Source organism: Cronobacter malonaticus LMG 23826, assembly GCF_001277215.2.
Lineage (GTDB): Bacteria > Pseudomonadota > Gammaproteobacteria > Enterobacterales > Enterobacteriaceae > Cronobacter > Cronobacter malonaticus.
This window is the reverse complement of sequence record NZ_CP013940.1, coordinates 1,385,511-1,411,209: the sequence shown is the minus strand read 5'-3', so window position 1 is coordinate 1,411,209 and position 25,699 is coordinate 1,385,511. Positions and strand designations below refer to the sequence as shown.

Here is a 25,699-nt window from a genome sequence, read left to right as displayed (position 1 = left end):
CGCCATGACCTTTACGACGATCGTTGACTGGAATGCCTGTAGCGCGCAGCAGCAGCGTGAACTGCTGATGCGCCCGGCTATCTCAGCCTCGGAAAGCATTACCCGCACCGTGGCGGAAATTCTTGATACCGTCAAAGCCCGCGGCGACGCGGCGCTGCGCGAGTACAGCGCGAAGTTTGATAAAACCGAGGTCGCGGCGCTGAGCGTCACCCCGGAAGAAATTGACGCCGCCGCCGCGCGCCTTGACGATAACGTCAAACAGGCGATGGCGGTCGCGGTCGCGAATATTGAGAAATTTCACCGCGCGCAACAGCTCGCGCCTGTGGATATCGAAACTCTGCCCGGCGTGCGCTGTCAGCAGGTGACGCGCCCGGTGGCGTCGGTCGGGCTCTATATTCCGGGCGGCTCCGCGCCGCTCTTCTCGACGGTGCTGATGCTCGCGACGCCCGCGCGCATCGCGGGCTGCAAACGGGTGGTGCTCTGCTCTCCGCCGCCCATCGCCGATGAAATTCTCTATGCCGCGAAGCTCTGCGGCGTGCAGGAAGTCTTTCAGGCAGGCGGCGCGCAGGCGATTGCCGCGCTCGCCTTCGGTACGGAAAGCGTGCCGAAAGTGGATAAAATTTTCGGGCCGGGTAACGCCTTTGTGACCGAAGCCAAACGCCAGGTCAGCCAGCGTCTCGACGGCGCAGCAATCGATATGCCTGCCGGGCCGTCTGAAGTGCTGGTGATTGCCGACAGCGGCGCGACGCCGGATTTCGTCGCCTCCGATTTACTCTCGCAGGCCGAGCACGGCCCGGACTCGCAGGTCATTCTGCTCACGCCGGATGCGGCAATGGCGCAGGCCGTGGCCGACGCCACCGCCCGCCAGCTTGAGGCGCTGCCGCGCGCGGAAACCGCCCGCCAGGCGCTCACGGCAAGCCGCATCATCGTGGCGCGCGATCTCGCGCAGTGCGTGGCTATCTCTAACCAGTACGGCCCGGAGCACTTAATCATCCAGACCCGCAACGCACGCGATCTGGTCGATGATATCACCAGCGCAGGCTCGGTCTTTTTAGGCGACTGGTCACCGGAATCGGCAGGCGATTACGCTTCCGGCACCAACCATGTGCTGCCGACATACGGCTACACCGCCACCAGCTCAAGCCTTGGCCTGGCGGATTTCCAGAAGCGCATGACGGTGCAGGAGTTAACGCCCGCGGGCTTTTCCGCGCTCGCTGAAACCATCGAAACCCTGGCGGCGGCCGAACAGCTCACCGCCCACAAAAACGCCGTGACGCTGCGTGTGGCAGCCCTGAAGGAGCAAGCATGAGCATTGAAGAACTCGCGCGCGAGAACGTGCGCACTCTGACGCCCTATCAGTCTGCGCGCCGTCTCGGCGGCAATGGCGATGTCTGGCTGAACGCTAATGAATACCCGCAAGCCGTGGAATTTCAGTTGACCGCGCAGACGCTCAACCGCTACCCGGAGTGCCAGCCGAAACTCGTCATTGAGCGTTACGCGCAGTACGCGGGCGTGAAACCTGAGCAGGTGCTGGTCAGCCGCGGCGCGGATGAAGGCATTGAGCTGCTGCTCCGCGCCTTCTGCGAGCCGGGCCGCGACGCCGTACTCTACTGCCCGCCGACCTACGGCATGTACAGCGTCAGCGCCGAAACCATTGGCGTGGAGTGTCGCACCGTGCAGGCAACGGACGGCTGGCAGCTTGATCTGCCGGCGATTGCCGAACAGCTTGACGGCGTTAAGGTCATTTTCGTCTGCAGCCCCAATAACCCGACCGGCCAGCTGATTAACCCGCAGGATCTGCGCACGTTGCTTGAGATGGCGCGCGGCAAAGCCATTGTGGTGGCGGATGAAGCCTATATTGAGTTCTGTCCGCAGGCGACGCTCGCGGGCTGGCTTGGCGAGTATCCGCACCTCGTCGTGCTGCGCACGCTCTCTAAAGCCTTTGCGCTCGCCGGGCTGCGCTGCGGCTTTACGCTCGCGAACGAAGAGGTCATTAACCTGCTGCTGAAGGTTATTGCGCCCTACCCGCTTTCAACGCCGGTGGCGGATATCGCTGCGCAAGCGTTAAGCCCGCAAGGCATCACCGCGATGCGCGAGCGCGTGGCGCAGGTGCTGGCTAACCGCGATGTTCTGGTAGCGGGCCTGCGCGAGACGCCGTGCGTCGAGGCGGTTTTCGACAGTGAAACCAACTATGTGCTGGCGCGTATCACGGCCTCCAGCGCGGTATTTAAATCGCTGTGGGATCAGGGCATTATCTTAAGAGACCAGAACAGACAACCGACACTCAGCGGCTGCCTGCGCATTACCGTCGGCACCCGCGAAGAGTGCCAGCGCGTGATTGACGCCCTGCGTGACCAACCCGGCCTTGCGGCCACGGAGCGAGTATGAGCCAGAAGTATCTCTTTATTGACCGCGACGGCACCCTGATTGCCGAGCCGCCGGAAGATTTCCAGGTCGATCGTTTTGACAAGCTGGCTTTCGAGCCGGACGCAATCCCGGTACTGCTGCAACTGCAAAAAGCGGGCTTTAAGCTGGTGATGATCACCAATCAGGACGGGCTTGGCACCGACAGCCTGCCGCAGGCGGATTTCGACGGCCCGCATAACCTGATGATGCAGATTTTTACCTCTCAGGGCGTGCTGTTTGAAGATGTGCTGATCTGTCCGCACTTCCCGACGGACAACTGCGACTGCCGCAAGCCTAAAACGAAACTGGTCGGGCGTTATCTCGAACCGGGCGTGATGGACGCGGCGAACAGCTATGTGATTGGCGATCGCGCGACCGACGTGGAGCTTGCCGAAAACATGGGGATTACGGGCCTGCGCTACAACCGCGCCGACCTGAACTGGGCCGCCATTGGCGAGCACCTGACAAAGCGCGATCGCTACGCGCACGTTGAGCGCAGCACCCGCGAAACCCAGATTGACGTCAAAGTGTGGCTGGACCGCGAAGGCGGCAGCAAAATCAACACCGGCGTCGGCTTCTTCGACCACATGCTGGACCAGATCGCCACCCACGGCGGCTTTCGCATGGAGATCGGCGTCAAAGGCGATCTCTATATCGACGATCACCACACCGTGGAAGATACCGGTCTGGCGCTGGGCGAAGCCCTGAAGCTGGCGCTTGGCGACAAGCGCGGCATTAGCCGCTTCGGCTTTGTGCTGCCGATGGATGAGTGCCTCGCGCGCTGCGCGCTCGATATCTCCGGGCGTCCGCACCTCGAATATAAAGCCGAGTTCAATTATCAGCGCGTGGGCGATCTCAGCACCGAAATGGTGGAACACTTCTTCCGCTCGCTCTCTTACACCATGGGCGTCACGCTGCACCTGAAAACTAAAGGCAAAAACGATCACCACCGTGTTGAAAGCCTGTTTAAAGCGTTTGGCCGCACGCTGCGTCAGGCGATCCGTGTCGAAGGCGAAATCCTGCCCTCTTCAAAAGGAGTGCTGTGATGAACGTGGTGATTCTGGATACCGGCTGCGCCAACCTGCACTCGGTACAGTCGGCGGTACGCCGCCACGGCTATGAGCCGGTCGTGAGCCGCGACCCGGATGTGGTGCTGCGCGCCGATAAACTCTTTCTGCCCGGCGTCGGCACCGCCGAGGCGGCGATGCAGCAGATCATTGAGCGCGATCTGGTCGATTTAATCAAAGCCTGTACCCAGCCGGTGCTGGGGATCTGTCTCGGTATGCAGCTGCTCGGCAGCCGCAGCGAAGAGAATAATGGTGTGGATCTGCTGGGCATTATCGATCAGCCGGTGCCGAAAATGACCGACCACGGCCTGCCGCTGCCGCACATGGGCTGGAACCGTGTTTATGCCAAAGCGGGCGACCGGCTGTTTCGCGGTATCGAAGATGGTGCCTGGTTTTACTTCGTGCACAGCTACGCGATGCCGGTGAACGCGAACACGATCGCACAGTGCACCTATGGCGAGGCGTTCACCGCCGCGGTGCAGAAAGATAACTTCTGGGGGGTGCAGTTCCACCCGGAACGCTCAGGGGCCGCGGGCGCGCAGCTGCTGAAAAACTTCCTGGAGATGTAAATGATTATTCCGGCTCTGGATTTAATTGACGGCACGGTGGTGCGCCTGCATCAGGGCGATTATGGCCAGCAGCGCGATTATGGCCGTGACCCGCTGCCGCGCCTGCAGGATTACGAAGCGCAGGGCGCGCAGCTGCTGCATCTGGTGGATTTAACCGGCGCGAAAGATCCGGCGAAGCGTCAGATTTCGCTGATTCAAAAACTGGTGGCGGGCGTCAACGTGCCGGTGCAGGTCGGCGGCGGCGTGCGCAGCGAAGATGACGTGGCGGCACTGCTGGACGCAGGCGTGGCGCGCGTGGTGGTCGGCTCGACGGCGGTAAAAGCGCCGCAGGACGTGCAGCGCTGGTTTAAGCGCTTCGGTGCCGACGCGCTGGTGCTGGCGCTCGACGTGCGTATCGACGACGCGGGTAATAAGCAGGTCGCCGTGAGCGGCTGGCAGGAAAATTCCGGCGTGACGCTGGAAACGCTGGTGGAAAGCTACCTGCCCGCAGGGCTTAAACATGTGCTGTGCACGGATATCTCGCGCGACGGGACGCTGTCTGGCTCGAACGTGGCGCTGTATGAAGAAATCTGCGTGCGCTATCCGCAGGTGGCGTTCCAGTCCTCCGGCGGCATCGGCGAACTTTCGGATATTCGCGCGCTGCGCGGCAGCGGTGTGGGCGGCGTGATCGTCGGCCGCGCGCTGCTGGAAGGCAAATTTAACGTAACGGAGGCGATCCAATGCTGGCAAAACGGATAATCCCCTGCCTTGACGTACGCGACGGGCAAGTCGTCAAAGGTGTGCAGTTTCGCAACCATGAAATCATCGGCGACATCGTGCCGCTCGCGAAACGCTACGCCGAAGAAGGCGCCGATGAGCTGGTCTTTTACGATATCACCGCCTCAAGCGATGGCCGCGTGGTAGATAAGAGCTGGGTCACACGCGTGGCGGAAGTCATCGATATCCCTTTCTGCGTGGCGGGCGGGATCAAAACCCTGGAAGACGCGGCGCAAATTCTCTCTTTCGGCGCGGACAAAATTTCCGTGAACTCCCCGGCGCTGGCGGACCCGACGCTGATCACCCGCCTTGCGGATCGCTTCGGCGTACAGTGCATCGTGGTGGGCATCGATACCTGGTTTGATGAGCAAACCGGCAAATATCATGTTAACCAGTACACCGGCGACGAAAGCCGCACCCGCGTGACGCAGTGGGAAACGCTGGACTGGGTGCGGGAAGTGCAGCAGCGCGGCGCGGGTGAAATTGTGCTGAATATGATGAACCAGGACGGCGTGCGTAACGGCTATGATCTGGTGCAGCTGAAAAAAGTACGTGAGGCGTGCCGCGTGCCGCTTATCGCCTCCGGCGGCGCCGGGACGATGGATCACTTTCTGGACGCCTTTCGCGAGGCGAACGTTGACGGCGCGCTGGCCGCGTCAGCGTTCCACAAACAGATTATTAATATTGGCGAGCTGAAAGCGTTTCTGGCTCAGCAAGGCGTGGAGATACGGGTGTGTTAACAGAACAACAGCGGGCCCAACTGGACTGGGCAAAAACCGACGGGCTGCTGCCGGTCGTGGTGCAGCATGCGGTTTCCGGCGAGGTGCTGATGCTGGGTTACATGAATCAGGAGGCGCTGCGCGAAACCGAGCAGAGCGGCAAGGTCACGTTTTTCTCGCGCACCAAAGGGCGACTGTGGACCAAAGGCGAGACGTCGGGTCACTTTCTGAATGTGGTGAGCATTACGCCGGACTGCGATAACGACACGCTGCTGGTGCTGGCTAACCCCATTGGCCCAACCTGTCACCTCGGCACCTCCAGCTGCTTTGGCGAAGCGCATCACCAGTGGCATTTCCTCTACCAGCTCGAAGAGCTGCTGGCCGCGCGTAAAACCGCATCGCCGGATAGCTCTTACACCGCGAAGCTTTACGCCAGCGGCACCAAGCGTATCGCGCAAAAAGTGGGTGAAGAAGGCGTGGAGACGGCGCTGGCCGCCACGGTTCACGACCGCGACGAGCTGGTGAACGAAGCCTCCGACCTGATGTATCACCTGCTGGTGCTGTTGCAGGATCAGGAACTGGATCTCAGCGCGGTGATTGAAAACCTGCGCGGTCGGCATAAATAATCCACTGAAAATAAAAGTAAAAAAGGCCGCACAATGCGGCCTTTTCTTTATGACAGATTAACGTAACTGGCGCGAGGCGTGCTCGCGGATCGCGTTGCGACACAGCACAATCGCAGAGCCAATCAGGCCGCCCAGTAATACGGCGAGAACCAACACCAGCGCGCGTTTCGGGCTGTCGCGGCGCAGTGGCTCGGTTGGCTTCATCACATAGCGATAGGCATGCAGGGAAGATTCGTCGACTTTAAGTTTCGAAATATCCAGCAGGTTCTGTTTGGTCTGATAATACGCATCGCTAAAGACCAGCGGACGCGTCGATTCGTTTTTGATCATCGACGAGAGCGCCTCGCTGCCTAACAAAAACAGTGTGTCCTGCGTGACCTCCTGCGCCTGCGGCATCTGAGGGGAGGTAACGTTCGATTCCTGCGCGAATTTTAGCGCTTCGGCGATTTGTTTGATGCGCAAATCTTTCTGCTCTTGCGCCACTTTCTCCTGCGTCGCAAGCGACTCCTGAAGCTCTTTCTGACGGGCCGTCGCATTATCGGTGAGGTCTTTGTTCAGCTCTTTGGCGATCTCCTCATCCACCTGCTGGATGTATTCCGCCAGCTTTTTCTGCGCTGATTGTGCGGTTTCTCCCTGATAAGTGACTTTCAGCGGCAGCGGCTGGCCTTTAACCGCCATATCGATGGTCAGTTGTTCCGGCTCTTGCTGGTTTTGCAGCGTTTCAGAGAGCGCGGAAAACGCAGAGCTAAAGCGCCCTACCACGCGCTGCTGCACGTCTGTAACGTTCGGCGCTGCGTTGCCATACAGGATATTCATGGCGTTGTTATAACTGGCAATCTGACCGGCGTCCGGCATCGTCACGATAGCCGTTGACGTCCATTTTTCTTTCGCGACGAAGAGGTAAAGTACAGCCAGCAAAATCATCACGATAATCGTCGCAATGATAGTGATTTTTCCCTTCCAGAGTTGCACCAGAAGGTCAATAAGATCGATTTGTTCCGGGCTGCCATTGCTGTGCGGTAAAGCGCCGCCCTGAAATTCTTTGCTCATACAATCCTTATTTCTCAACTAATTATTATGATCAAGCCACACCAGCCATGAGTGTAGATGCAAGCCGGAATGATTGCATACCCAGCCGCAAATGAAAGCTGGGAAAATACTGAAAATAGCGCGCTTACTGGCTACGTTTAAGGCTGTTGGCGGCTTCGGGCGCTGGCATCAGATGTAAAAAAAGCCCGGAGAACCGGGCTTGTCATCAGCAAAAAAGCAGTTAATCCATCCACTCGGTGTGGAATACGCCTTCTTTATCGGTGCGCTTGTAGGTGTGCGCGCCGAAGTAGTCACGCTGTGCCTGAATTAGGTTCGCTGGCAGTACCGCAGAACGGTAGCTGTCGTAGTAAGCGATGGCAGCGGAGAAAGTCGGAGTCGGGATACCGTTCTGTACGGCATACGCCACAACATCACGCAGCGCCTGCTGGTAATCATCTGCCGCTTTCTTGAAGTATGGCGCCAGGAGCAGGTTCGCGATGGACGGATTTTCAGCGTACGCGTCAGTGATTTTCTGCAGGAACTGTGCACGAATGATGCAGCCCGCGCGGAAAATTTTCGCGATTTCGCCGTAGTTCAGATCCCAGTTGTACTCTTCAGACGCGGCACGCAGCTGAGAGAAGCCCTGCGCGTAAGAGACGATTTTACCGAGGTACAGCGCGCGGCGGACTTTCTCAATGAATTCGCCTTTATCGCCTGCGAACGGTTTAGCCTGCGGGCCGCTCAGCACTTTAGATGCCGCAACACGCTGCTCTTTCAGGGAAGAGATATAACGTGCGAATACGGATTCAGTGATGAGAGACAGCGGTTCGCCAAGATCCAGCGAGCTTTGGCTGGTCCATTTACCGGTACCTTTGTTCGCCGCTTCGTCCAGAATAACGTCAACCAGGTAGTTACCGTCTTCATCTTTTTTGGTGAAGATGTCTTTGGTGATATCGATCAGGTAGCTGCTGAGCTCGCCTTCGTTCCACTCGGCGAAGGTTTTCGCCAGATCTTCGTTAGACAGGTTCAGACCGTGCTTCAGCAATGAGTACGCTTCAGCAATCAGCTGCATATCGCCGTATTCGATGCCGTTATGCACCATTTTCACGTAGTGACCAGCGCCATCCGCACCGATATAGGTGACGCACGGTTCGCCTTCCGCAACGGCCGCAATCTCTTTAAGGATCGGCGCAACCAGTTCGTAAGCTTCTTTCTGGCCGCCAGGCATGATGGACGGGCCTTTCAGAGCGCCCTCTTCGCCGCCGGAAACGCCGGTGCCGATAAAGTTGAAGCCTTCTTCGGAAAGCTCGCGGTTGCGACGGATAGTGTCCTGGAAGAACGTGTTGCCGCCATCAATGATGATGTCGCCTTTTTCCAGATACGGTTTCAGGGAGTCAATGGCCGCATCAGTACCCGCGCCTGCTTTAACCATCAGCAGGATACGACGCGGGGTTTCCAGCGACTCGACAAACTCCTGAACGGTATAATAAGGAACCAGTTTTTTGCCCGGATTTTCGGCAATCACTTCTTCAGTTTTGTCACGAGAGCGGTTGAATACGGAGACGGTATAACCACGGCTTTCAATGTTGAGCGCCAGGTTGCGCCCCATGACTGCCATACCGACGACGCCGATCTGTTGCTTGGACATTACATACTCCTGTCAGGTGTGGTCACCGCGATTTGTGCGCGGCTTGAAATGTATCTTAGATGTTAACCGATTATACTTTAAGAATAGAAGTTTTAATGACAAAAACAGATAAAGGTTGCTTAACTAACTCTGCCGTGAAGCCATCTTTTTCTTAAAAAATCGAGCTATCGGCCTTTCAACAAAATGATATACTAAACATCCAAATATAATGGCGGCAAGAAAAAGGCTTAAACCGGCTATCCAACTTATTTTTATTGCATACCAACTTAATGAGTTGAAAACAATATGTGTCAAATAAATACTGTATGAAGCATTTCCAAGATAACAGAGAATCCTTCCCAATGAATTATCCGTATATGTTAGGGAGAGAACCAAATAAAAAACCAAAATAGCAAATACCATCAATGTTATTTTTGAGTGATAAAACTCGGGTAATAACATTAACACTAGAAGCATTACCGTAATGAGAATACCGGGAACCCATTTTTTATTTGGAATCCACTTGGGAGCAAAGTATAATAACCCCCCCAATAGCAAAGCATAAATTTATTAAATCAGAGATAACATATGGCCAGTGGACCCATCGACCACGAACAGGCTCAAAAGCAAGATTAATAATCAAAAATAAAGAAATGAAAATAATTAATAATACATGCGGTAAATATTTTATTTTGAAAAAAAATAATAAAAATGCAAATAATATATAGAAAAACATTTCATATACCAGACTCCATGCTGAGGCCAAAGGCATTGCAAAACGTTCTGAGTTAGTTAAAGGTGGGAATAAAGTTAACGAGCTAATTATTTCGCCTATATCCTTGGGGTAATAATTTAAATTTATCAACCAAGACCAATCACCTCTAGTGTAGCGAAATGTTATCAAAGAAATTAATGTAAAAGTTATGTATAATGGATAAATTCTGATAATTCTATCAAAAATGAAATCTTTTGCTGATTTTGGACGTTCTGTACAGGAGAGGATCATCACAAAGCCACTTATACAGAAGAAAAAATAAACAGCAAAATCCCCCATATAGTTAAAATGCAGTACTTGAAACAAAATACTATGTGGAAAGACCATTTGTAACTGTGGCAATAATAGGTGATGAAATGCCACCACTAACGCTGCGACACCTCGGCCAATCTGGATATTTTCATATTTCATCTGATGTATATAGCACCTGAAATTTTATTTTCTTGTTCTTAAAGCAGAATACATTGCCTTGAGTATTTTCGCTGGCATATATCTTGTTAAGGCTCTTATAAAAAAAACAGAAAATGTTGTAAATGTATTCCCGATGCCGAGTTTATTTTTAAGCTTCATCAGGGTATACTCACTTTTTATATATAGCAGTCCTCGTCTGCGACTTATCATTTCATTACCAGCTCTAACCTTAACTAGTACATCTGGTAAATTTGCAACTTCATATCCAGAAGCAATAAGACGTAGCCATAAATTATAATCTTCCATAAACAAGTGATGCTGATATCCACCACATTTTATCACAGCACTCTTTTTAAACATTACTGACATATGGTTAAAAGGATTGCGACTCACAGCCATTTTGACTATGTCTTCTTTTTTTAAAGGAACTTTTCGCAATCCAGTTTCCTTCGACCAATCATTAGTGTATTCAACAATAGTTCCCCCTAATAACGCAGAGTTCGGATGACTTATCATAAATGACCATTGCTTTTCAAAACGCTTATGATCACATATATCATCTGTATCCATTCTAGCAATAATCTCATAAGTGCATGCTTCAATACCTTTATTAAGTGCTACACCGAGTCCACGGTTACTATCAAGCTTAACGGTAATCAACCCATGTGTACTTTTGTAATAATCAATAACTTCGTAAAGGGAGTCCGTTAAAGGACCATCCTCAACCAAAACAACTTCTGCAGGCTTGAGAGAGTTTGAATAAACGCTTGATAAGCTTTCTTTTAAAAATACAGGGTTTTCTTTACAATATACAGACATCAGTACTGAAAATTCAGCAACAGGTGAACTAAAATTAATCATTTTTTAAATTCTTTGAGTTTATTTAACATCTGAGTTTCATAAAACTTTCTACTGAACCAATTTTTCTGCTCCAGTGTATCATTCATTTTCATAATGTCGTCGAGGTCCAGATAGTATGGATTTGCTGCTCCCGAGGGAAAATCAATATATCGCTTGTTATTATCTGCTGCTATACAATCAGTTTGAGTCCTGATAAAAGAAGCAAAAACATGTTCATCCGCACAGGTTATTCTTTTATATTTTTTAAAATATGAACCATTTTCATTTTCTTTTACAATTCTTTCAGCAAATTTCTTGTTAATTGAAAACCATAATGATCCATAATAAGCGATATCTTTTATTCCAGATGTATTAACAAAACCCGAGATAAATCTGAGTATTCTCTTTAGTACCTTTCCAGGGATGGTGCGCATGTGTTTCGTATTTGCATGAGGCATCCATGTTCTTACCCGCCATTCATTATCGGCTCTGTAGTGACTTTCTATATAATTTATATGTGGAACTTTTTCCCATTCACGTTCCATTTCTGAAAAAGGTATAAGTGGAAAACATTCTGCGCTCATCAAGTGAATATAATTAATATGCTCGAACTTTATAATATAGGTAAAAAGTTTTATCGCTGCTTCAACCTGACTATAACCAGCCCAATATACAGAAATCCTTTTTTCGATAAAATGTAAATTGTGAGGCATGCCCTTTTTTTTGCTTTCATCAAATTTAGCTTTGAGGTCAAAATGGACGACAAATAGTGTATCAGGATATATTCGAGCTAATTCGATTATATAATCGATGTTCTTATGAGCTAAAATAGCAACTGCCGTTTTTGAATAAGCCATTTTAAAACCTAAACTTTGAAACAAAGAAACTTATAATATTTGCATCATAATATGCAGGATTGTAAGACAATGAAGAATAGAGGTTATAAATCAGAAATCCACCTGCGCCATAAATCAGAAATATGGTTGCGACAATGTTTGATTCAGTAGTAAGTACTTTCTTGAAGTGATTATATTGTAGACTTATAATAATGTAAAAAATAAGAACCACAAAATAATATAGCCTTTCAACCACTTTCGATATATTTGATACTAATGCAACCATAATAGTTAGCGAGATTAGAGTAAAGACCATAAACTTATAAAGCTCACTACGCATAACAGCACATCTAAATATTAAAAAATCCAGAAGATATACCATAAATGAGATCATCAGAACTCTTATGATAGCAACTTTGCCAAAATCTGATCCATCCCATGATGCATAAAAATTCAATTTAGAAGAAATATATCCAGGCAATAATGAATCTAGCAAAGATGACACAGGTACAAAAAAAGTTATACTTAGAAACACGATCGAAACCGCGGCAATTTTTTGTAAATTAACTTTATGAACCAATCTATATAACGGGATTATTATTAATAATATTATCCCCGTGCTATGAGACATAGCAACCACCATAGAAAAAGCGAGAGCTGGTATCTTTCTCTTTTCAATAAGTAATATGACTACACCGATAAAGTATGTAATTACCCAAGCCTGACGAATATAATTCCCATATAAATTCCAGAACGAAAAAGATGATAAGAGTAAAATAAAAAAAATACTTGCAATTTTAGATGAGTCGACAATGCCATATACTTTGCATAGATAATTATAGTAAATCATGTAAGGGAAGAATGATATAAAATTGACAATCCAAAAAAAAACAAAAGGGTCTTTTTGTGGCGTTAATTTCATTATTGCCGATATACATTCCCAAAAAAAGAAATCTGTTTTACTTTCAGCCCATGTTGGATAACTTCCTTCCAGCACATTATAATAATAGGTGACATAGTCGTTCCCTTCACCATGCAATGCCTTTGTGGCCAATATGCCTGAAAACAGCGTAATTACAAATAATATATAAGCATTAAGATTAATTTTTATTTTTATACCGGTTATGAGAACAAGTAAGATTAAAATAACCCCCCCTGTATTTGGATATACCACAAATACAGAAAGTGCTATTAAATATAAAACCGGCATGATTTTATTTTCATAAATGTTATTGAATTCACTTGGCATCTTTTATTATTCTCGTAATAAATAATACTGATGCCAACATAGCCACTACGACCACAATTTCTGTAGAAACTAATGCAAATGCTGCGTCTAAAATTGAATTGCGTGTTACGTAAAATTTAAGCATGATAATATTCCATAATGCACCTATACATAAACAGATTGTGAATGACCGGTTATGATCCTGTGCTAATAAGAAATTAACTCCAATCATTCCACTTAATGCCATTGGTATCAAAGCGGTAAACATAAGAATAACTATCATAAAACTGGATTTTAACTCTGGGAAAAAGTGAATTAAAATATTTTCAGAAAAATAAAGTACAACAACTCCTAATAATGCCATTATAACCAAGGCAATAGTTAGTCCTATAAAGTTTTTTCTCGGTGCATTACTGCAGAAATAAGGATAGGTGGCTTGCTGAAAAGCGTAAAATATTGAATTAGCTGCCCTGACTAATTTGTCAGCAAGACTATAGACTCCTAATAATGTTGGATTGAGCAAACCAGAAAGTAAAATAATAGATAGCTGAGAAAGCCCCATACTCATTATCCGTGAAAAGAATATCCACATGCCGTCCTTCATCTGTAAATAAACATCTTTAAAACCAACTTTAACCAATTTTATATCTAACTTCTTGTGAATTATGTATATCATTAGAAATGAAGATATAAGATTAATTATGGAGTACACGGTATAAAGATACATACTTGTTGCGTTTCCATGTATAAAAACCAAGAAGAACAAGAAAAAACAGAAAGCGAAGTTACAAAAAAGAGTATTGTAGACCAAGTATCCCATTCGTCTTAGACCCTGAAAAAGATATACAGGCATCACGACCTGGCTCACACAAAATATAATTATCCCGATAGAATGTTTTATTTGACCTTTGTAAAAGAATATTAATGCTATGACTATTGAAACTCCAATAAAGAGAAACGTCTTGCTAACAAGGGCCACACTATAATAGTGTGAAACCATTTTTATATTATCATATACCCGTGATATATTTCGACTCACTGTGTAGTCAAAGCCAAAATTTAAAAAAACAGATGCAATAGAACCATAAGCTAATAAGACATTATAATAACCATATTGATCGATCCCTAATAACTTTATTTGTAGGGGAATTAATAACAAGGGAAAAAATAGTGTTAAGCCACGTACTAGCACCATTGATAAAATAGATTTAAGCATGATGTTTGTTTTTTGCTATATTAATAATTTTGCGAAACTCCGTATCTGTTATGACGCTTGGTTCAAATATATCAATATCAACAAGCCATTCATTTATATAATAACTTAGAACGTCATCATTAACGAAATATTTGTAAAAACTATCGCCTAAGAAAATTACCTCTTTATTGCAAAAGATAGCTTCCAACCCTACGGTTGAATTTATCACTATTACTTTTTTTGATTTTTTTATGAGTGAAAATGTATTATCAGTGGAAATGAAAAACTTATTGCTTTTTTTCATTTCTAAAATTTTTTTCAGTACACTGGCATCCGGCTCTGCAGGGTGCGGTTTTACTACTAAGGGCAGTTTCAATTTTAGGGCTTCTTTACAGGCTATATAAAGTGCTTTTTCATTATCAATTTTAGAGTGTAGTTTTATTTGTGAGTCGCCAAATACTTGTAATGGAAATAGAATAAACTCTCCAATCCCATCAATATTATCTTTATACGGATTCCACTCATCCATATATAGCTTTTTCATGACCTTTTTTTTAGTATATAACGCTTCATCGATTTTAAAACGCTGATACGATGGTAGTCTTGTTATGAACTCAATAATTCCAGATAGCCTATGTACGAAATTTTTAAGTGACCTTTTCTGTGTTGCTTGCTTAACGTTATGATTATTTAGTTTACTCTTGCAATAATTATTTTTCCATTCATTAATGTTAGCGCCATTACATTTTTTGAAATTAATTTCATTGTTCTTGAGTAGGCTATAAAAGAATGAACTAGCATTTGAACCCAAGCTATCAAAAAATAATTTACCATCAATGTTTGATAACTCTGTAAACACCGAATAAACATGTTTGTTTTCATTTTTAAACTTTAATATTGCTTTATCAAAAGAATGTAATCCGTTACCACCAAATATGTATATATTATCACTCTCCGTCTCATATTTATTAAGCGATTTATAAGTTGAATGATAAATCTTAGAGGCGCTTTTAATATTAATGAATCCCGCTGCAACATCAATTGTGCTTTCCAAATCATCAATAATGTCATCAGAATCGCTATACTGAATCAATGATATCGTTTTACTGTCAAAACCTTTGGTAAGAAACCAAAAATATTCGCGTATACTAAAGCAAATTATATAGCTTTTGATACCATTAGCTTGAGCTTTTTCATAGAGACTCTTGAACATTTCTCTACGGAGTCCATCATGAATTATAAACAAAAAAATCATCTCATCCTCTTATTTTCTTATATATATAGCTAGATATGCTTCTCAAAATCATATAAGTTGAGAATACAAAATTTTCAATTTTTATAGGTTTACTGAAAGAATATCTTAATAGAAAATAGAATAATTTAATTCGATTTTTAAATGAAAGATAACTCCCTCTACCATCTCCTGTGATAATATAGCAACTTACAGGCAATTTCCATTTAATCCCATCTCCCTTATTAACCAGATATAGATAAGTTGCAATATCTTCGCCCCAAGGAAGAGAGTTAAAAGGAACATTATCAAGGAAAAATTTCTTGCGGATTGCTAAGCTACTGAAATTTGGCATCCCATATCTAATATAATCGGTCGCCTTCTTTATTATACGCTCTTTTTTCCCAGGCTGTTGTCTTGCTTTGTCTATATCAATTTCATTATCAGACGTAAATGATGGCGCATAAAAAAAATCAAATTCTGCACATTTTTTTTCATTAATAAATCGCAAGAATAATTGGAAATTTTTTTTCAATAGAATGTCATCGGCATCTAGAAAATAAACCAAATCAGTTTTAGCAAGTTCTACACCTTTATGTCTCGCAATTGATGGCCCAGAGTTTTCTTCAAGCTTATGATAAATAATAAACTGGTTATCGAAACTCTTAACGGTATGTTCTGTATTGTCTGAACTAGCATCGTCAACGATAACCCACTGAATATCCTTAGAGAGGAACTCACGAAATCTATCATATTGTCTTTTTATATGGTGCTCAGAGTTAAAAGTAGGAGTTACTATAGATATCATATAACCTCAACAATGCTACCGCCCCTGGCTCAACAGCTACCAGTGTACTGAGAATGCAGCAATTTTTGGAACAGGCGATGAGCTTATCTAACAGGGTATTGGAACAAGGGCACAGTTGCACCTTTACTTACCTTTTACTGCTTTACTGCTTTACTGCTTTACTGCTTTACTGCTTTACTGCTTTACTGCTTTACTGCTTTACTGCACCAAAAAAACAAAACGGCAGCGAGTCCGTCGAGTATAAATGCTTATCAACCCGAATGCTCAACTGCCGTTTTATCAAAGGCTATCCTGCCTGTATAGCGTTCTGCGCAACGCGGCTGGCTTACGCCAGCAGCTTCTTGATGCTTTCGCGGAACTTCTGCCCTTCTTTCAGGTTACGCAGGCCGTAGTTGACGAACGCCTTCATGTAACCCATTTTTTTGCCGCAATCGTAGCTATCGCCGGTCATCAGCATCGCTTCAACGGGCTGATTCTCGTTAAGGCGCGCGATGGCGTCAGTCAGCTGAATACGTCCCCAGGCGCCCGGCTCGGTTTTCACGAGCTCTTCCCAGACATCGGCAGAGAGCACATAGCGCCCGACTGCCATCAGATCGGAATTCAGCGTCTGCGGCTGATCCGGCTTCTCGATGAAATCAACGATACGGCTGATTTTACCTTCGGTGTCCAGCGGATCCTGGGTGGTTATCACGGAGTATTCAGAGAGATCGCCCGCCATACGCTTCGCCAGTACCTGACTGCGGCCATTTTCCTGGAAGCGCGCAATCATAGCGGCCAGGTTATAACGCAGTGGGTCAGCAGAAGCGGCATCAATAATAACATCCGGCAGCACGACCACAAATGGGTTATCGCCGATAATCGGACGCGCGCACAGAATAGAATGGCCGAGGCCCAGCGGTTGCGCCTGGCGCACGTTCATAATGGTCACGCCCGGCGGGCAGATAGACTGCACTTCCGCCAGAAGCTGGCGCTTCACACGCTGTTCGAGCAGCGCTTCGAGTTCGTAAGAGGTGTCGAAGTGGTTCTCAACCGCGTTCTTGGAGGAGTGGGTAACCAGCACAATTTCCTTGATTCCCGCCGCTACGATTTCGTCGACAATATACTGAATCATTGGCTTATCGACGATCGGCAGCATCTCCTTTGGAATCGCTTTGGTGGCAGGCAGCATGTGCATGCCTAGCCCTGCGACGGGAATAACTGCTTTCAAATTAACCATCTCTATCCACCTCTAAATGTTTGTTATCTTGAATTTGGTCAATCACAGCCAGGTTAAGCTATTTGAGTCTCTCAACGGCTGTCATTCTGCGATTTTCAGATACCTGATAACATAAGAACTGACTTAACTCTTGATTGGGCTCAGAGAATTCGGAAAACAGCCAAATACGATTTCCAGAGCATCCTTTCCGCGCAGAAAAGAACCTGCGCGTTTTCCTTTAATGTCAGAGCGCTTACTCAGAAACGAAAGTAATGTCGTCGTGTTTTACGGCGACAAATTCATATTGAAGCGTGCGATCGAGCCCTTCTGAAAGCGAGTACGGCGCGACAAAGCCAGACTGATGGACTTTGGTGGCATCAAACTGCGTCGTTGCGCAGAATTTTTTCACACGCACGGCGCTGACAGCATACTTCTTACCCGTCACTTTGCTCAGCACATCGAAACAGTAGCCACCGAGCATACCGACTGGATAAGGCAAATGGACCGAAGGGATCTTTTTGTCGAGACTCTTCTCTACTTCCGCGACAAGCTGGTTCATGTTCAGATCCGGCTTATCCACGTAATTGTAGACCTGATATCCAGGTGTAACGTTTTTCAGCTTCCAGGTAATAAACTCAACGATATTGCCTACATAAGCCATTGATTTGTAGTTATTACCTTTCCCCACCATAGCAAAACGGCCGCTGGCGATTTGCTTGAGTAAATTATAGACGTTTCCGCGGTTGCGCTCTCCGAAAATGACAGTCGGGCGCACAATGGTTAACGAACGACTCTCAGGCGCGCGGTTAAACCATTCACGCAACACTTCTTCAGCCTGCCATTTGCTTTTGCCATAATGATTGAAAGGGTCGACCGGGTGGTTTTCATCTGGGTTCTTTTTATTGAGGCCATACACCGCTACAGAACTGGTGAAAATGATATTCTTGATGTTGTGCTTATCCATTGCTTCAAGCACGTTACGGGTGCCCTGAACGTTAACGTCATAGTAAAGCGAGGTAGGGCTAACATCATCACGATGCTCTGCGGCCAGTAACACAACGGTCGAACATTCGCTAAGCTGTTTCTCAAGCGAGGCTTTATCACGCACATCGCCCGCTACCGTGATATCGGGATAGAAATGGCTGTTTTGCTTGTCAAAATTCGTGATATCGAAGTCAGACAGTGCCCTCTCAATGAGTCTGGTGCCGACAAACCCAGACGCGCCGATAAAAATCACCTTCTCTTTCATATCCTGCCCGATGTGTTAGTGACTGCTTCAATAAAAAACTGAAAGCGCCATCCTATTATCAGGAAGCGTCTTTCAGTTAATGAGTTCCCTTATTAATTTGAGGAAGTATAAGCTTTTACAGCCGGATCGCCAGTATCAAATCGCGTGACTTTGCACAGAAAACACGCATCTGGTATCGTACGATCAGCACTTTATTAAATCCGGCATGTTGTTTAGCGTGTCCTTTGCGGCAGCGCAAAATTCAGCATTTCCGTGTTCACGTGCTGATGATCCACGCGGTCAATGTCGACCGAACTCTGCCCTTTCTCGTTCACCGCCTGAATGTTGGCAAGCGACAGCAGCGTATCGTCTTTGGCCATAAAGCGGCCGCGCACATCTTTGCGCAGATCAAAGCGCATCTTCAGCGCCGGGCCGACGGACGACTCCTGCATCACTTTCACGTTACGCACAAACAGATGCTGCGGCTTGTTATGCAGCTCCAGCGTCGCGCGCTTCATATCGACGTTCGTGATAGCGACAAACGACGTCGCGTTGCCGGATGAGATCTGAATGCCGCGCAGCTTATAAGGCAGGTTACGGTTATCCATATGGATGTTGTTGAGCTTAAAGTTCTGCGGAATCGACAGGTAATTCCCTTTAATAACGCCGTAACCAATCAGCATCCCGGCGCTGTTCACCATATTGATGTCATCAATAAGGAAGTTATCGCAACCGTAAATCGCGACCGTCGCGTTATCGATGCCTGCGGTTTTACTGAAGTCCGGCGTGATGTTTTTCGCTTTCACATTACGGATAACGAAATGCTTGCCGTTCTCCACATGCACCAGCTGGCGGCAGTTACTGCCGGTGATATTCGCCACCACGAAGTTCTTCACCGCCTGGCTTTCCGGGTAGGCGTTATCGTAGGTGCTGCCCGCAAGACCAATGCCGATGCCCCAGTTGATTTTGCCGTTGGTGCAGTTGATCTGGTCGAGGACGTGGTCGGAGATGAGAAGCTCTGAATCATTAATCGCCACGTTCCATTCGATGGCGTCGCCCTGCAGGCGCTCAAATCGCCCGTTAGTGATCCGCACATTGCGCAGTTCGTTATGAAAACCCTGGCGAAGAATGCCGTAGTTGGCGTCGTGAATATAGATATCGTCGATCACGAGATCCTGCATCTTTTGCGGCTTTTTGCCGCCGATGTAAATCTGCATGACCGGGCCGAAACCGCTCATCTCGATGCCTTTAATCGCTACCTGCGAGCCGCGCACGTCGAGGATGATGTTATGCAAACGCCCTTTTTTCTCACCCACAATCTGGCAGCCGTCCTGCAAAATAAAACGCCCTTTGCCGTTGCCCTTAAGCGCACCGAGCACCCGCAGGGTTTTTCCGGCCGGCATAAACACCGGGCTGTTAATGTTGTCGCAGGTGAGGCTTTCGGGCACTTCCACAGTCTGCGCTTCATTAAAAGCCAGCTTAAACGCCTGCGGCCAGTTGTCCTTGTAGAAATCAGCAACATTGACGGTTTTGCCGCCCGTGACGGCCTGGGCGGCGCGGCTGTGCAGCAGCGGCATCAGCGCCGCAGCGGCGCTGGCCTGCACGAAAGTCCGGCGAGAAAGACGCCCGGACGTCATGATTTTACGCATAAAACCTCGGGTTACAGGGTTTGCAGCAGGCCCGCGAGTTCGCGGTAGATGCGCTGCTGGTTAAACTCGGTTTCCACTTTTTCACGGGCGCGGGATAGCATCGGGCGCAGCGTCTGCTCGTCGATTTGCGCAAAGGCCTGAAGCTTGTCCGCCAGCGCGTGCGCGTCGTTTTCCGGCACCAGCCAGCCCGATTTTTCGGCATCGATAAGCTCCGGAATGCCGCTGTGCAGCGTGGAGATAACCGGAATGCCCACGGCCATCGCCTCCATCAGCGCGACCGGAATACCTTCCATATCGCCATCCACGCCGGTGACGGAAGGCAGCAGGAACAGATCGGCCTCGTCGAGCATCGCTTTCACTTCGTGGCTCGGCTTGAAGCCTGGCATAAAGACGCAGTCTTCAAGGCCATACTGCTCAATCAGCGTATGCAGGCGGCGCTCCCACGGCCCGGTGCCCAGGATGTTGTAACGAAAGTCCACGCCACGGCCTTTCAGAAGACGGCAGGCCTCGATCGCTACATGCAGCCCCTTTTTCTCGGTCAGACGCGCAACGGAGATAATCTCCAGCGGCGTGCCTGGCTGCTTGAGCGGACGCAGCGAGAATTTCTCCATGTCCACGCCCATGCGCGAGACGGCGATTTTCTCCTGCGGGCAGCCCATCGCCTTCAGGCGTTCGGCCCACAGTTCGCTAATCGGCAGCATCAAATCGCCGCGGCGGAAAAGCTGCTGATACTCTGGCGTATAGCGCGTCAGCACTTCACGGTGCGACACATCGATGCCGTGGAACACGGTCGCGATTTTGCCGTCCAGCACGCCCAGCTCGCGAAGCTTGGCGGCGGTCACGCCCGCCGGGCCAAAGTGCGCGATAAACACATCGGCCTTCAGCGTGCCGGGCACGCGTCCGCAAATGGCAGAGAGGATCAGGTTGCGCGCCTCGTCGCCGTAGCGCGCCATGTTGAGCGCACGCCAGGTGCGGGCGTTAAACAGCCCGCGGGCGGTATGGCTGGCGCGATATTTAAGCTTCGCGGCTTTGCCTTCCGGCTCTTCCAGCAGAAAACGGGTTTTCTGTGCCAGGTTGTATTCGGTGTATGCGGCATGGGTATTTTTCAGATCGCCCTTCTGCAGCGAGACGATCTCCACCTCATACCCCATGTTGATAAAGCCGACGATCTGGTTCAGGACGAACGTTTCGGAAGCGACCGGGAATTTCAGCAGAAAGAAGCTGACTTTCATCGGGCTCCTCCCGCGCGCATCAGCACCGATTTCACCATCTGATGGCCTTTCTCGCGCTCGGCGGCGACTGCCGTGGCGAGGCGTTCGTTAATCGCCGGCAGCTGGCCGAGCGTGTCGCCCACCATCGCCTGCAACGAGCCGTCCAGCAGGTGGCGGATCTCAATCGCCATCTCTGGCATACCGAGCTGCTGCATGATGCCTGCAGATTTGTGTTCGTAGTTAATGGCAATCGCCGGCGTCCCGAAGTTCATTGAGATAATCGCCGAGTGCAGACGGGTGCCGACGGTCAGTTCGCACGCGCCGAGGATTTTGCCCATTTCAAGATCGTTCAGTTCATCCATCACCACATGGAAGCGCGACGGATCTTTCACCAGCTTGCTGAGATTCAGCGCCACCATGCGGTCATCTTTGTTGTAGCTGTCGATGCCGGTACAGGTGGAGAGCGCCAGCACCTGATAGCCTTCGTCGATAATGCGGTTCACCACATTTGCAAAAGCCTGTTCATAGGCCTGCTGGGTGGTGCCGAGACGTTTGTCGAACGGCGCCAGTTCGCGCAGCGTAATCGCCACGGTCTTATCACGCGCCGCCACGTCCAGCCAGTGCTGCACCGCGTAGCTCGCGACGAAATCGTCATTGTGATGCTCAACCAGCCAGGCGGTATCGACGCCCAGTTCCACTTTCGAGGTGTCAATCTGGCCTTTTTTCATGAGATCCAGACTCACGGTTTCGCGCAGGATCAGCGCGTCGCAATGGCCGAACACATAGTTGGCGAGCTGATTAAACTGCGGCTCCTGGAACGGGCCGACGCTGTGGCCCACCATAAACAGCGGTTTTTTCGCCATAAAGGCGCACAGCGCGTGTTCGAACTGCGGGGTGCCGTAGAGATCGACGAAGAACGAGCCGCCGACCTGGATAATCGCGTCATAGTTGCCAAGCAGGCCGACAAAATCGGTAAAGCCCTGCGGCAGGGAGATATTGCGCAGTTTGCCGTTGCCGGTCACTTTGGCGAGTAGCACCTGGTGCAGGTAGCGGCGGCGCAGCACTTTCTTCACGCGGCCCATCACGCCCGCCGCGTTGTTAAACTGCTTCATCTGTTTGTAGAGCGGGTCAGGCATGACCTCTCTGTCCAGCAGCCAGGCGGAGCTCACCGGGTAGCGGCTCATCACGTCCACTTCCGCTGAAGGATCCTGAAGCGCTATCGCATCGATAAGACCGCGCAGGATGGCGCTGTCGCCACGGTTTCCGCAGGTGTGGTTGCCAAGAATGAGTAACTTCATGTTGACCTCTGAAATATACGCTCGCCCTTTTCGCCGCACGCTGACAGCGGGGCTCGCGCATCAATAATTTTTAACGGGATCAGCCTGCACGGAGCAGCATTTTCATTTTATCGTTGCGGCAAAACTGGCGTTTCAGCTCCACCACCAGCGCATTGCGCGACAGCACAATCGTCACGGCGAAAGCCAGTACGCCCGCGGCAATCTGCACCGCCAGTAGCGGCGCGAGCGCCAGATGCGCTTTCAGCGCCACGCCGAGCGCGTAGCTGACCACAAGCGTAGGCAGCGAGAGCCAGAATGGCAGCAGAATGCTCTGGATATACTCGCGGTAGCTGGAGCCAAGCACCGGTTTAATCATGATGAAATAGCTCAGCACGGTATTGATTATCTGCACCAGCAGGAAGCCGAGCGTCACGCCGAGCGCGCCGCCAAGATGCCCGCCCGCGACAATCGCCGGAATAAACAGGAAGGTTTTAAACACGTTGAATTTAAAGCTGATATCCACACGCGCTTTCGCCATCAGCAGCGAGCCGATCGGGTTGCCGATAGAGCGCAGGAGACCGACGATGCACAGCAGTTGCAGAATCGGCACAATGCTCACCCACTTCTCGCCAAAGACCAGCGGCACGAAGTTATTCGATACCACCATCAGGCCGAGCAGCGCCGGGAAGTTAATGATCCCGACCACCGAGAGCAGCTTGTAGAAATTCACGCGCAGCTTGTCGATGTCATCCTGGATTTTGGCGAACGCCGGGAACAGCACGCGAGTGATGATCGGGTTGAGCTTCATCGGCGGCACCACCGCCACGTTGTACGCGAGGTTATAGCCGCCCGCGACCGCTGCGCCGAGGATACGCGCCAGCACCAGCGTCGAGAGATTGGTGTTGACGTAGTTCACCAGGCTGTCGGCCGTTAGCCACGCGCCAAACTTCAGGTTCGAGGAGACCGACGAGAGCGAGAAATGCAGGCCAGGACGATAAATCTTGCGCCCGAAGAACCCGAACAGCGCGGTGCGCACCGCCGTGTTAACCAGATAACCGAGGATCGCAGTCATCGCCACCGGCCAGTACTGGGCGGACACCACCGTAAAGGTGAAGCCCGCCAGCACCGAGAAGGTTTCGATGGCGCCAATCTTGTTAAACTCAAGCTCCTTTTGCATCAGCGCGCGGAACTGCTGGCCGTGCGGGATAACGACGAAGGCGAACGCCAGCGTTCTGATAAGCGGTGCCAGATCCGGGTTATGCAGCACGCCCGCGATCAGATCGCTTAACAGAAACACCACGGCGCAGACCACAATCCCCAGCCCCACGTTCAGCCAGTAGAGCGTGGTGAGCTCCAGATTGCTGATGGATTTGCGCTGAATAATCGAGTTCGCAATTCCGAAGTCGGAAAGCGTATCGGCCAGCGCGATAATCACCAGGCTAATGGTCAGCAGGCCGAACTGATGGCCATCCATCAGCCGCGCCAGGATGGTCATCTGCACCAGCCCAAGGCTGATGATAATCACCGTCGAAATGGCGGACCACTTGGCACCGCTAATGGTTTTGTCGCGAAGGCTCATGACCCACTACCCTTAATAAGCCGCTTTGTTAACAAAGCCTTTGAACACGGTCAGGAAGACGATTTTGATATCGAGCCATACGCTCCATTCGCGGATGTACTCCAGATCGAACTCGATGCGTTTTTCCATCTTCTCCAGAGTATCGGTCTCGCCGCGCCAGCCGTTGATCTGCGCCCAGCCGGTAATGCCCGGTTTCACTTTATGGCGCAGCATGTAGCCCTGAATCAGCGCGCGATACTGCTCGTTATGCGCCACCGCGTGCGGACGCGGGCCCACAATCGACATCTCGCCGGTCAGCACGTTGATAAACTGCGGCAGTTCATCAAGCGAAGTGCGGCGCAGGAAGTTGCCCACTTTGGTGACGCGCGGATCGTTCTGGGTCGCCTGCTTCACCACCTTGTCGTTTTCCATCACGCGCATGGAGCGGAATTTCCACACCATAATCGGCTTGCCGTCCATGCCGTAGCGGGTCTGGCGGAAGATAATCGGGCCTGGCGAGCTGAGCTTCACGGCAACCGCGATACAGCACAGCACGGGCGAAATCAGCAGCAGGATCATGGACGCCAGCACGATATCTTCCAGGCGTTTCAGCACGCGGTTGATGCCGGAGAGCGGCGTATCGTACAGCGGCACCACCGGCACGCCGTTCACGTCGTCGAGGCGCGAATGGAGGATGTTGAACGTGAACACGTCCGGGATCAGCATCACAGAGCAGGTGGTATCAGAAAGCTGGCGCACCAGTTTCTTCATCTGCGCCTCTTCGCTCATGGACATGGCGATATAGACGTTATGGATTTTGCCCATGCGGGCGTCTTCCACCAGCTGCTCAAGGTTGCCTGCCCAGCCGGTCGGCACGCCGCCCGGTTCCGGATCGTGGTAAATGCCGACGACCTCAAACCCAAGCCAGGGTTCGTTACGAAAGCTCTCGGCAAGCTGCTGGCCTACCGGCTGCGCGCCTGCAATCGCCACGCGACGGGTGTTGTAACCACGGTTACGCAGCCAGCCCGCGCCGAAGCGAATCGCCGAACGGCAAATCACCATGCCTGCGCCCGTCAGCAGATACCAGGCGAAGAAGACGCGGAACGGACTTTCAAAATCGGGGTTAAAGGCCATCAGACCGGCGCTGAACACCAGGCTCATGGTCCAGTTCTGCAACAGCAGCAGCAGTTCGGTGGAGATTTTTACGCCGCGCCAGGAGCGGTAAAAATCGGTGATCCCGCCAATCATCTGGAACACAACGAGGGTGGTCAGGGCCATCAGCAGATGCATGTAGAAAAACGGCAGCTCATTGATCCTGCACACCACCCACAGTCCGACGAACATAATGGTTATGTCGGAGAATCGTTGCACCAGAGAGATTAACGATGCATTCGTTTTGGCTCGTTCGCGCTTTTTTAGATTTGTCATCGTCGTACCTTCAGGCGCCGTAAGGCGCAG

The 25,699-nt window shown here is 49.8% G+C and carries 23 protein-coding genes; 7 read left to right on the top strand and 16 right to left on the bottom strand.

The features are described from left to right. The first annotated feature begins 4 nt into the window (after positions 1-4). The 7 genes from hisD to hisIE are packed head-to-tail and all read left to right on the top strand — an operon-like array spanning position 5 to position 6,143. Entirely contained in the window at positions 5-1,309 is a 1,305-nt protein-coding gene (hisD, locus tag AFK66_RS06540) for a histidinol dehydrogenase (RefSeq protein WP_007776250.1), read from the top strand. After that, positions 1,306-2,388 carry a histidinol-phosphate transaminase gene (gene hisC, locus AFK66_RS06535; protein ID WP_007776253.1) on the top strand — a complete coding sequence of 361 codons (1,083 nt, stop codon included), beginning with the start codon at positions 1,306-1,308 and terminating at the stop codon, positions 2,386-2,388. The genes hisD and hisC overlap by 4 nt, the downstream gene beginning before the upstream one ends. Beyond that, positions 2,385-3,452 (top strand): bifunctional histidinol-phosphatase/imidazoleglycerol-phosphate dehydratase HisB, encoded by a 1,068-nt coding sequence (gene hisB / locus AFK66_RS06530; protein WP_007776255.1) that lies wholly within the window; start codon positions 2,385-2,387, stop codon positions 3,450-3,452. The genes hisC and hisB overlap by 4 nt, the downstream gene beginning before the upstream one ends. Next, positions 3,452-4,042 (top strand): imidazole glycerol phosphate synthase subunit HisH, encoded by a 591-nt coding sequence (hisH, locus tag AFK66_RS06525; protein WP_007776257.1) that lies wholly within the window; start codon positions 3,452-3,454, stop codon positions 4,040-4,042. Before hisB ends, hisH begins: the two co-directional genes overlap by 1 nt. Then, positions 4,043-4,780: a 1-(5-phosphoribosyl)-5-[(5-phosphoribosylamino)methylideneamino]imidazole-4-carboxamide isomerase gene (gene hisA, locus AFK66_RS06520; RefSeq protein ID WP_007776264.1), complete on the top strand. Its 738-nt coding sequence runs from the start codon at positions 4,043-4,045 to the stop codon at positions 4,778-4,780. It abuts the gene before it with no gap. Further along, on the top strand, positions 4,762-5,538 hold the full coding sequence (gene hisF / locus AFK66_RS06515) for an imidazole glycerol phosphate synthase subunit HisF (RefSeq protein ID WP_038882367.1): 777 nt from the start codon (positions 4,762-4,764) through the stop codon (positions 5,536-5,538). The genes hisA and hisF overlap by 19 nt, the downstream gene beginning before the upstream one ends. Beyond that, positions 5,532-6,143: a bifunctional phosphoribosyl-AMP cyclohydrolase/phosphoribosyl-ATP diphosphatase HisIE gene (hisIE, locus tag AFK66_RS06510; protein ID WP_007776270.1), complete on the top strand. Its 612-nt coding sequence runs from the start codon at positions 5,532-5,534 to the stop codon at positions 6,141-6,143. The genes hisF and hisIE overlap by 7 nt, the downstream gene beginning before the upstream one ends. Before the next feature lie 57 nt (positions 6,144-6,200). Here hisIE and wzzB read toward each other — a convergent pair whose 3' ends face one another. The 16 genes from wzzB to wcaJ form a co-directional block, all read right to left on the bottom strand. After that, on the bottom strand, positions 6,201-7,193 hold the full coding sequence (gene wzzB / locus AFK66_RS06505; RefSeq protein ID WP_007776274.1) for an LPS O-antigen chain length determinant protein WzzB: 993 nt from the start codon (positions 7,191-7,193) through the stop codon (positions 6,201-6,203). A 220-nt stretch (positions 7,194-7,413) separates the two neighbouring features. Beyond that, on the bottom strand, positions 7,414-8,820 hold the full coding sequence (gene gndA, locus AFK66_RS06500) for an NADP-dependent phosphogluconate dehydrogenase (protein ID WP_007776277.1): 1,407 nt from the start codon (positions 8,818-8,820) through the stop codon (positions 7,414-7,416). 487 nt (positions 8,821-9,307) lie between these two features. Beyond that, a complete protein-coding gene (locus AFK66_RS21230) occupies positions 9,308-9,985 on the bottom strand; it encodes an acyltransferase family protein (RefSeq protein WP_071603016.1) in 678 nt (225 codons plus the stop codon). Between the two features lie 24 nt (positions 9,986-10,009). Beyond that, complete coding sequence (locus AFK66_RS06495; protein WP_023898445.1) at positions 10,010-10,846, bottom strand: glycosyltransferase; 837 nt, start codon at positions 10,844-10,846, stop codon at positions 10,010-10,012. Beyond that, positions 10,843-11,682 carry a beta-1,6-N-acetylglucosaminyltransferase gene (locus AFK66_RS06490; RefSeq protein ID WP_038882366.1) on the bottom strand — a complete coding sequence of 280 codons (840 nt, stop codon included), beginning with the start codon at positions 11,680-11,682 and terminating at the stop codon, positions 10,843-10,845. The genes AFK66_RS06495 and AFK66_RS06490 overlap by 4 nt, the downstream gene beginning before the upstream one ends. Before the next feature lies 1 nt (position 11,683). After that, positions 11,684-12,910 carry an EpsG family protein gene (locus tag AFK66_RS06485; protein ID WP_023898442.1) on the bottom strand — a complete coding sequence of 409 codons (1,227 nt, stop codon included), beginning with the start codon at positions 12,908-12,910 and terminating at the stop codon, positions 11,684-11,686. Then, a complete protein-coding gene (locus AFK66_RS06480; RefSeq protein ID WP_007776283.1) occupies positions 12,900-14,084 on the bottom strand; it encodes an oligosaccharide flippase family protein in 1,185 nt (394 codons plus the stop codon). Before AFK66_RS06480 ends, AFK66_RS06485 begins: the two co-directional genes overlap by 11 nt. A gap of 13 nt (positions 14,085-14,097) precedes the next feature. Beyond that, on the bottom strand, positions 14,098-15,297 hold the full coding sequence (locus AFK66_RS06475; RefSeq protein ID WP_023898440.1) for a capsular polysaccharide export protein, LipB/KpsS family: 1,200 nt from the start codon (positions 15,295-15,297) through the stop codon (positions 14,098-14,100). A 43-nt stretch (positions 15,298-15,340) separates the two neighbouring features. Next, the gene (locus AFK66_RS06470; protein ID WP_023898439.1) at positions 15,341-16,123 is read right to left on the bottom strand and encodes a glycosyltransferase family 2 protein; all 783 of its coding nucleotides are present in this window, start codon (positions 16,121-16,123) and stop codon (positions 15,341-15,343) included. 325 nt (positions 16,124-16,448) lie between these two features. Continuing rightward, the gene (gene galF, locus AFK66_RS06465; RefSeq protein ID WP_007776293.1) at positions 16,449-17,339 is read right to left on the bottom strand and encodes a UTP--glucose-1-phosphate uridylyltransferase GalF; all 891 of its coding nucleotides are present in this window, start codon (positions 17,337-17,339) and stop codon (positions 16,449-16,451) included. Between the two features lie 232 nt (positions 17,340-17,571). Then, entirely contained in the window at positions 17,572-18,567 is a 996-nt protein-coding gene (locus AFK66_RS06460; protein ID WP_007776295.1) for an NAD-dependent epimerase/dehydratase family protein, read from the bottom strand. A 212-nt stretch (positions 18,568-18,779) separates the two neighbouring features. Continuing rightward, complete coding sequence (gene wcaM / locus AFK66_RS06455) at positions 18,780-20,195, bottom strand: colanic acid biosynthesis protein WcaM (RefSeq protein ID WP_023898438.1); 1,416 nt, start codon at positions 20,193-20,195, stop codon at positions 18,780-18,782. A gap of 11 nt (positions 20,196-20,206) precedes the next feature. Beyond that, the gene (wcaL, locus tag AFK66_RS06450; RefSeq protein WP_007776300.1) at positions 20,207-21,427 is read right to left on the bottom strand and encodes a colanic acid biosynthesis glycosyltransferase WcaL; all 1,221 of its coding nucleotides are present in this window, start codon (positions 21,425-21,427) and stop codon (positions 20,207-20,209) included. Further along, positions 21,424-22,704, bottom strand: a complete 1,281-nt coding sequence (gene wcaK / locus AFK66_RS06445; RefSeq protein ID WP_007776303.1) for a colanic acid biosynthesis pyruvyl transferase WcaK — start codon at positions 22,702-22,704, stop codon at positions 21,424-21,426. The genes wcaL and wcaK overlap by 4 nt, the downstream gene beginning before the upstream one ends. 79 nt (positions 22,705-22,783) lie before the next feature. Then, complete coding sequence (locus AFK66_RS06440; protein ID WP_023898437.1) at positions 22,784-24,262, bottom strand: MOP flippase family protein; 1,479 nt, start codon at positions 24,260-24,262, stop codon at positions 22,784-22,786. A 12-nt stretch (positions 24,263-24,274) separates the two neighbouring features. Beyond that, complete coding sequence (wcaJ, locus tag AFK66_RS06435) at positions 24,275-25,669, bottom strand: undecaprenyl-phosphate glucose phosphotransferase (RefSeq protein ID WP_007776308.1); 1,395 nt, start codon at positions 25,667-25,669, stop codon at positions 24,275-24,277. Positions 25,670-25,699 lie beyond the last annotated feature (30 nt).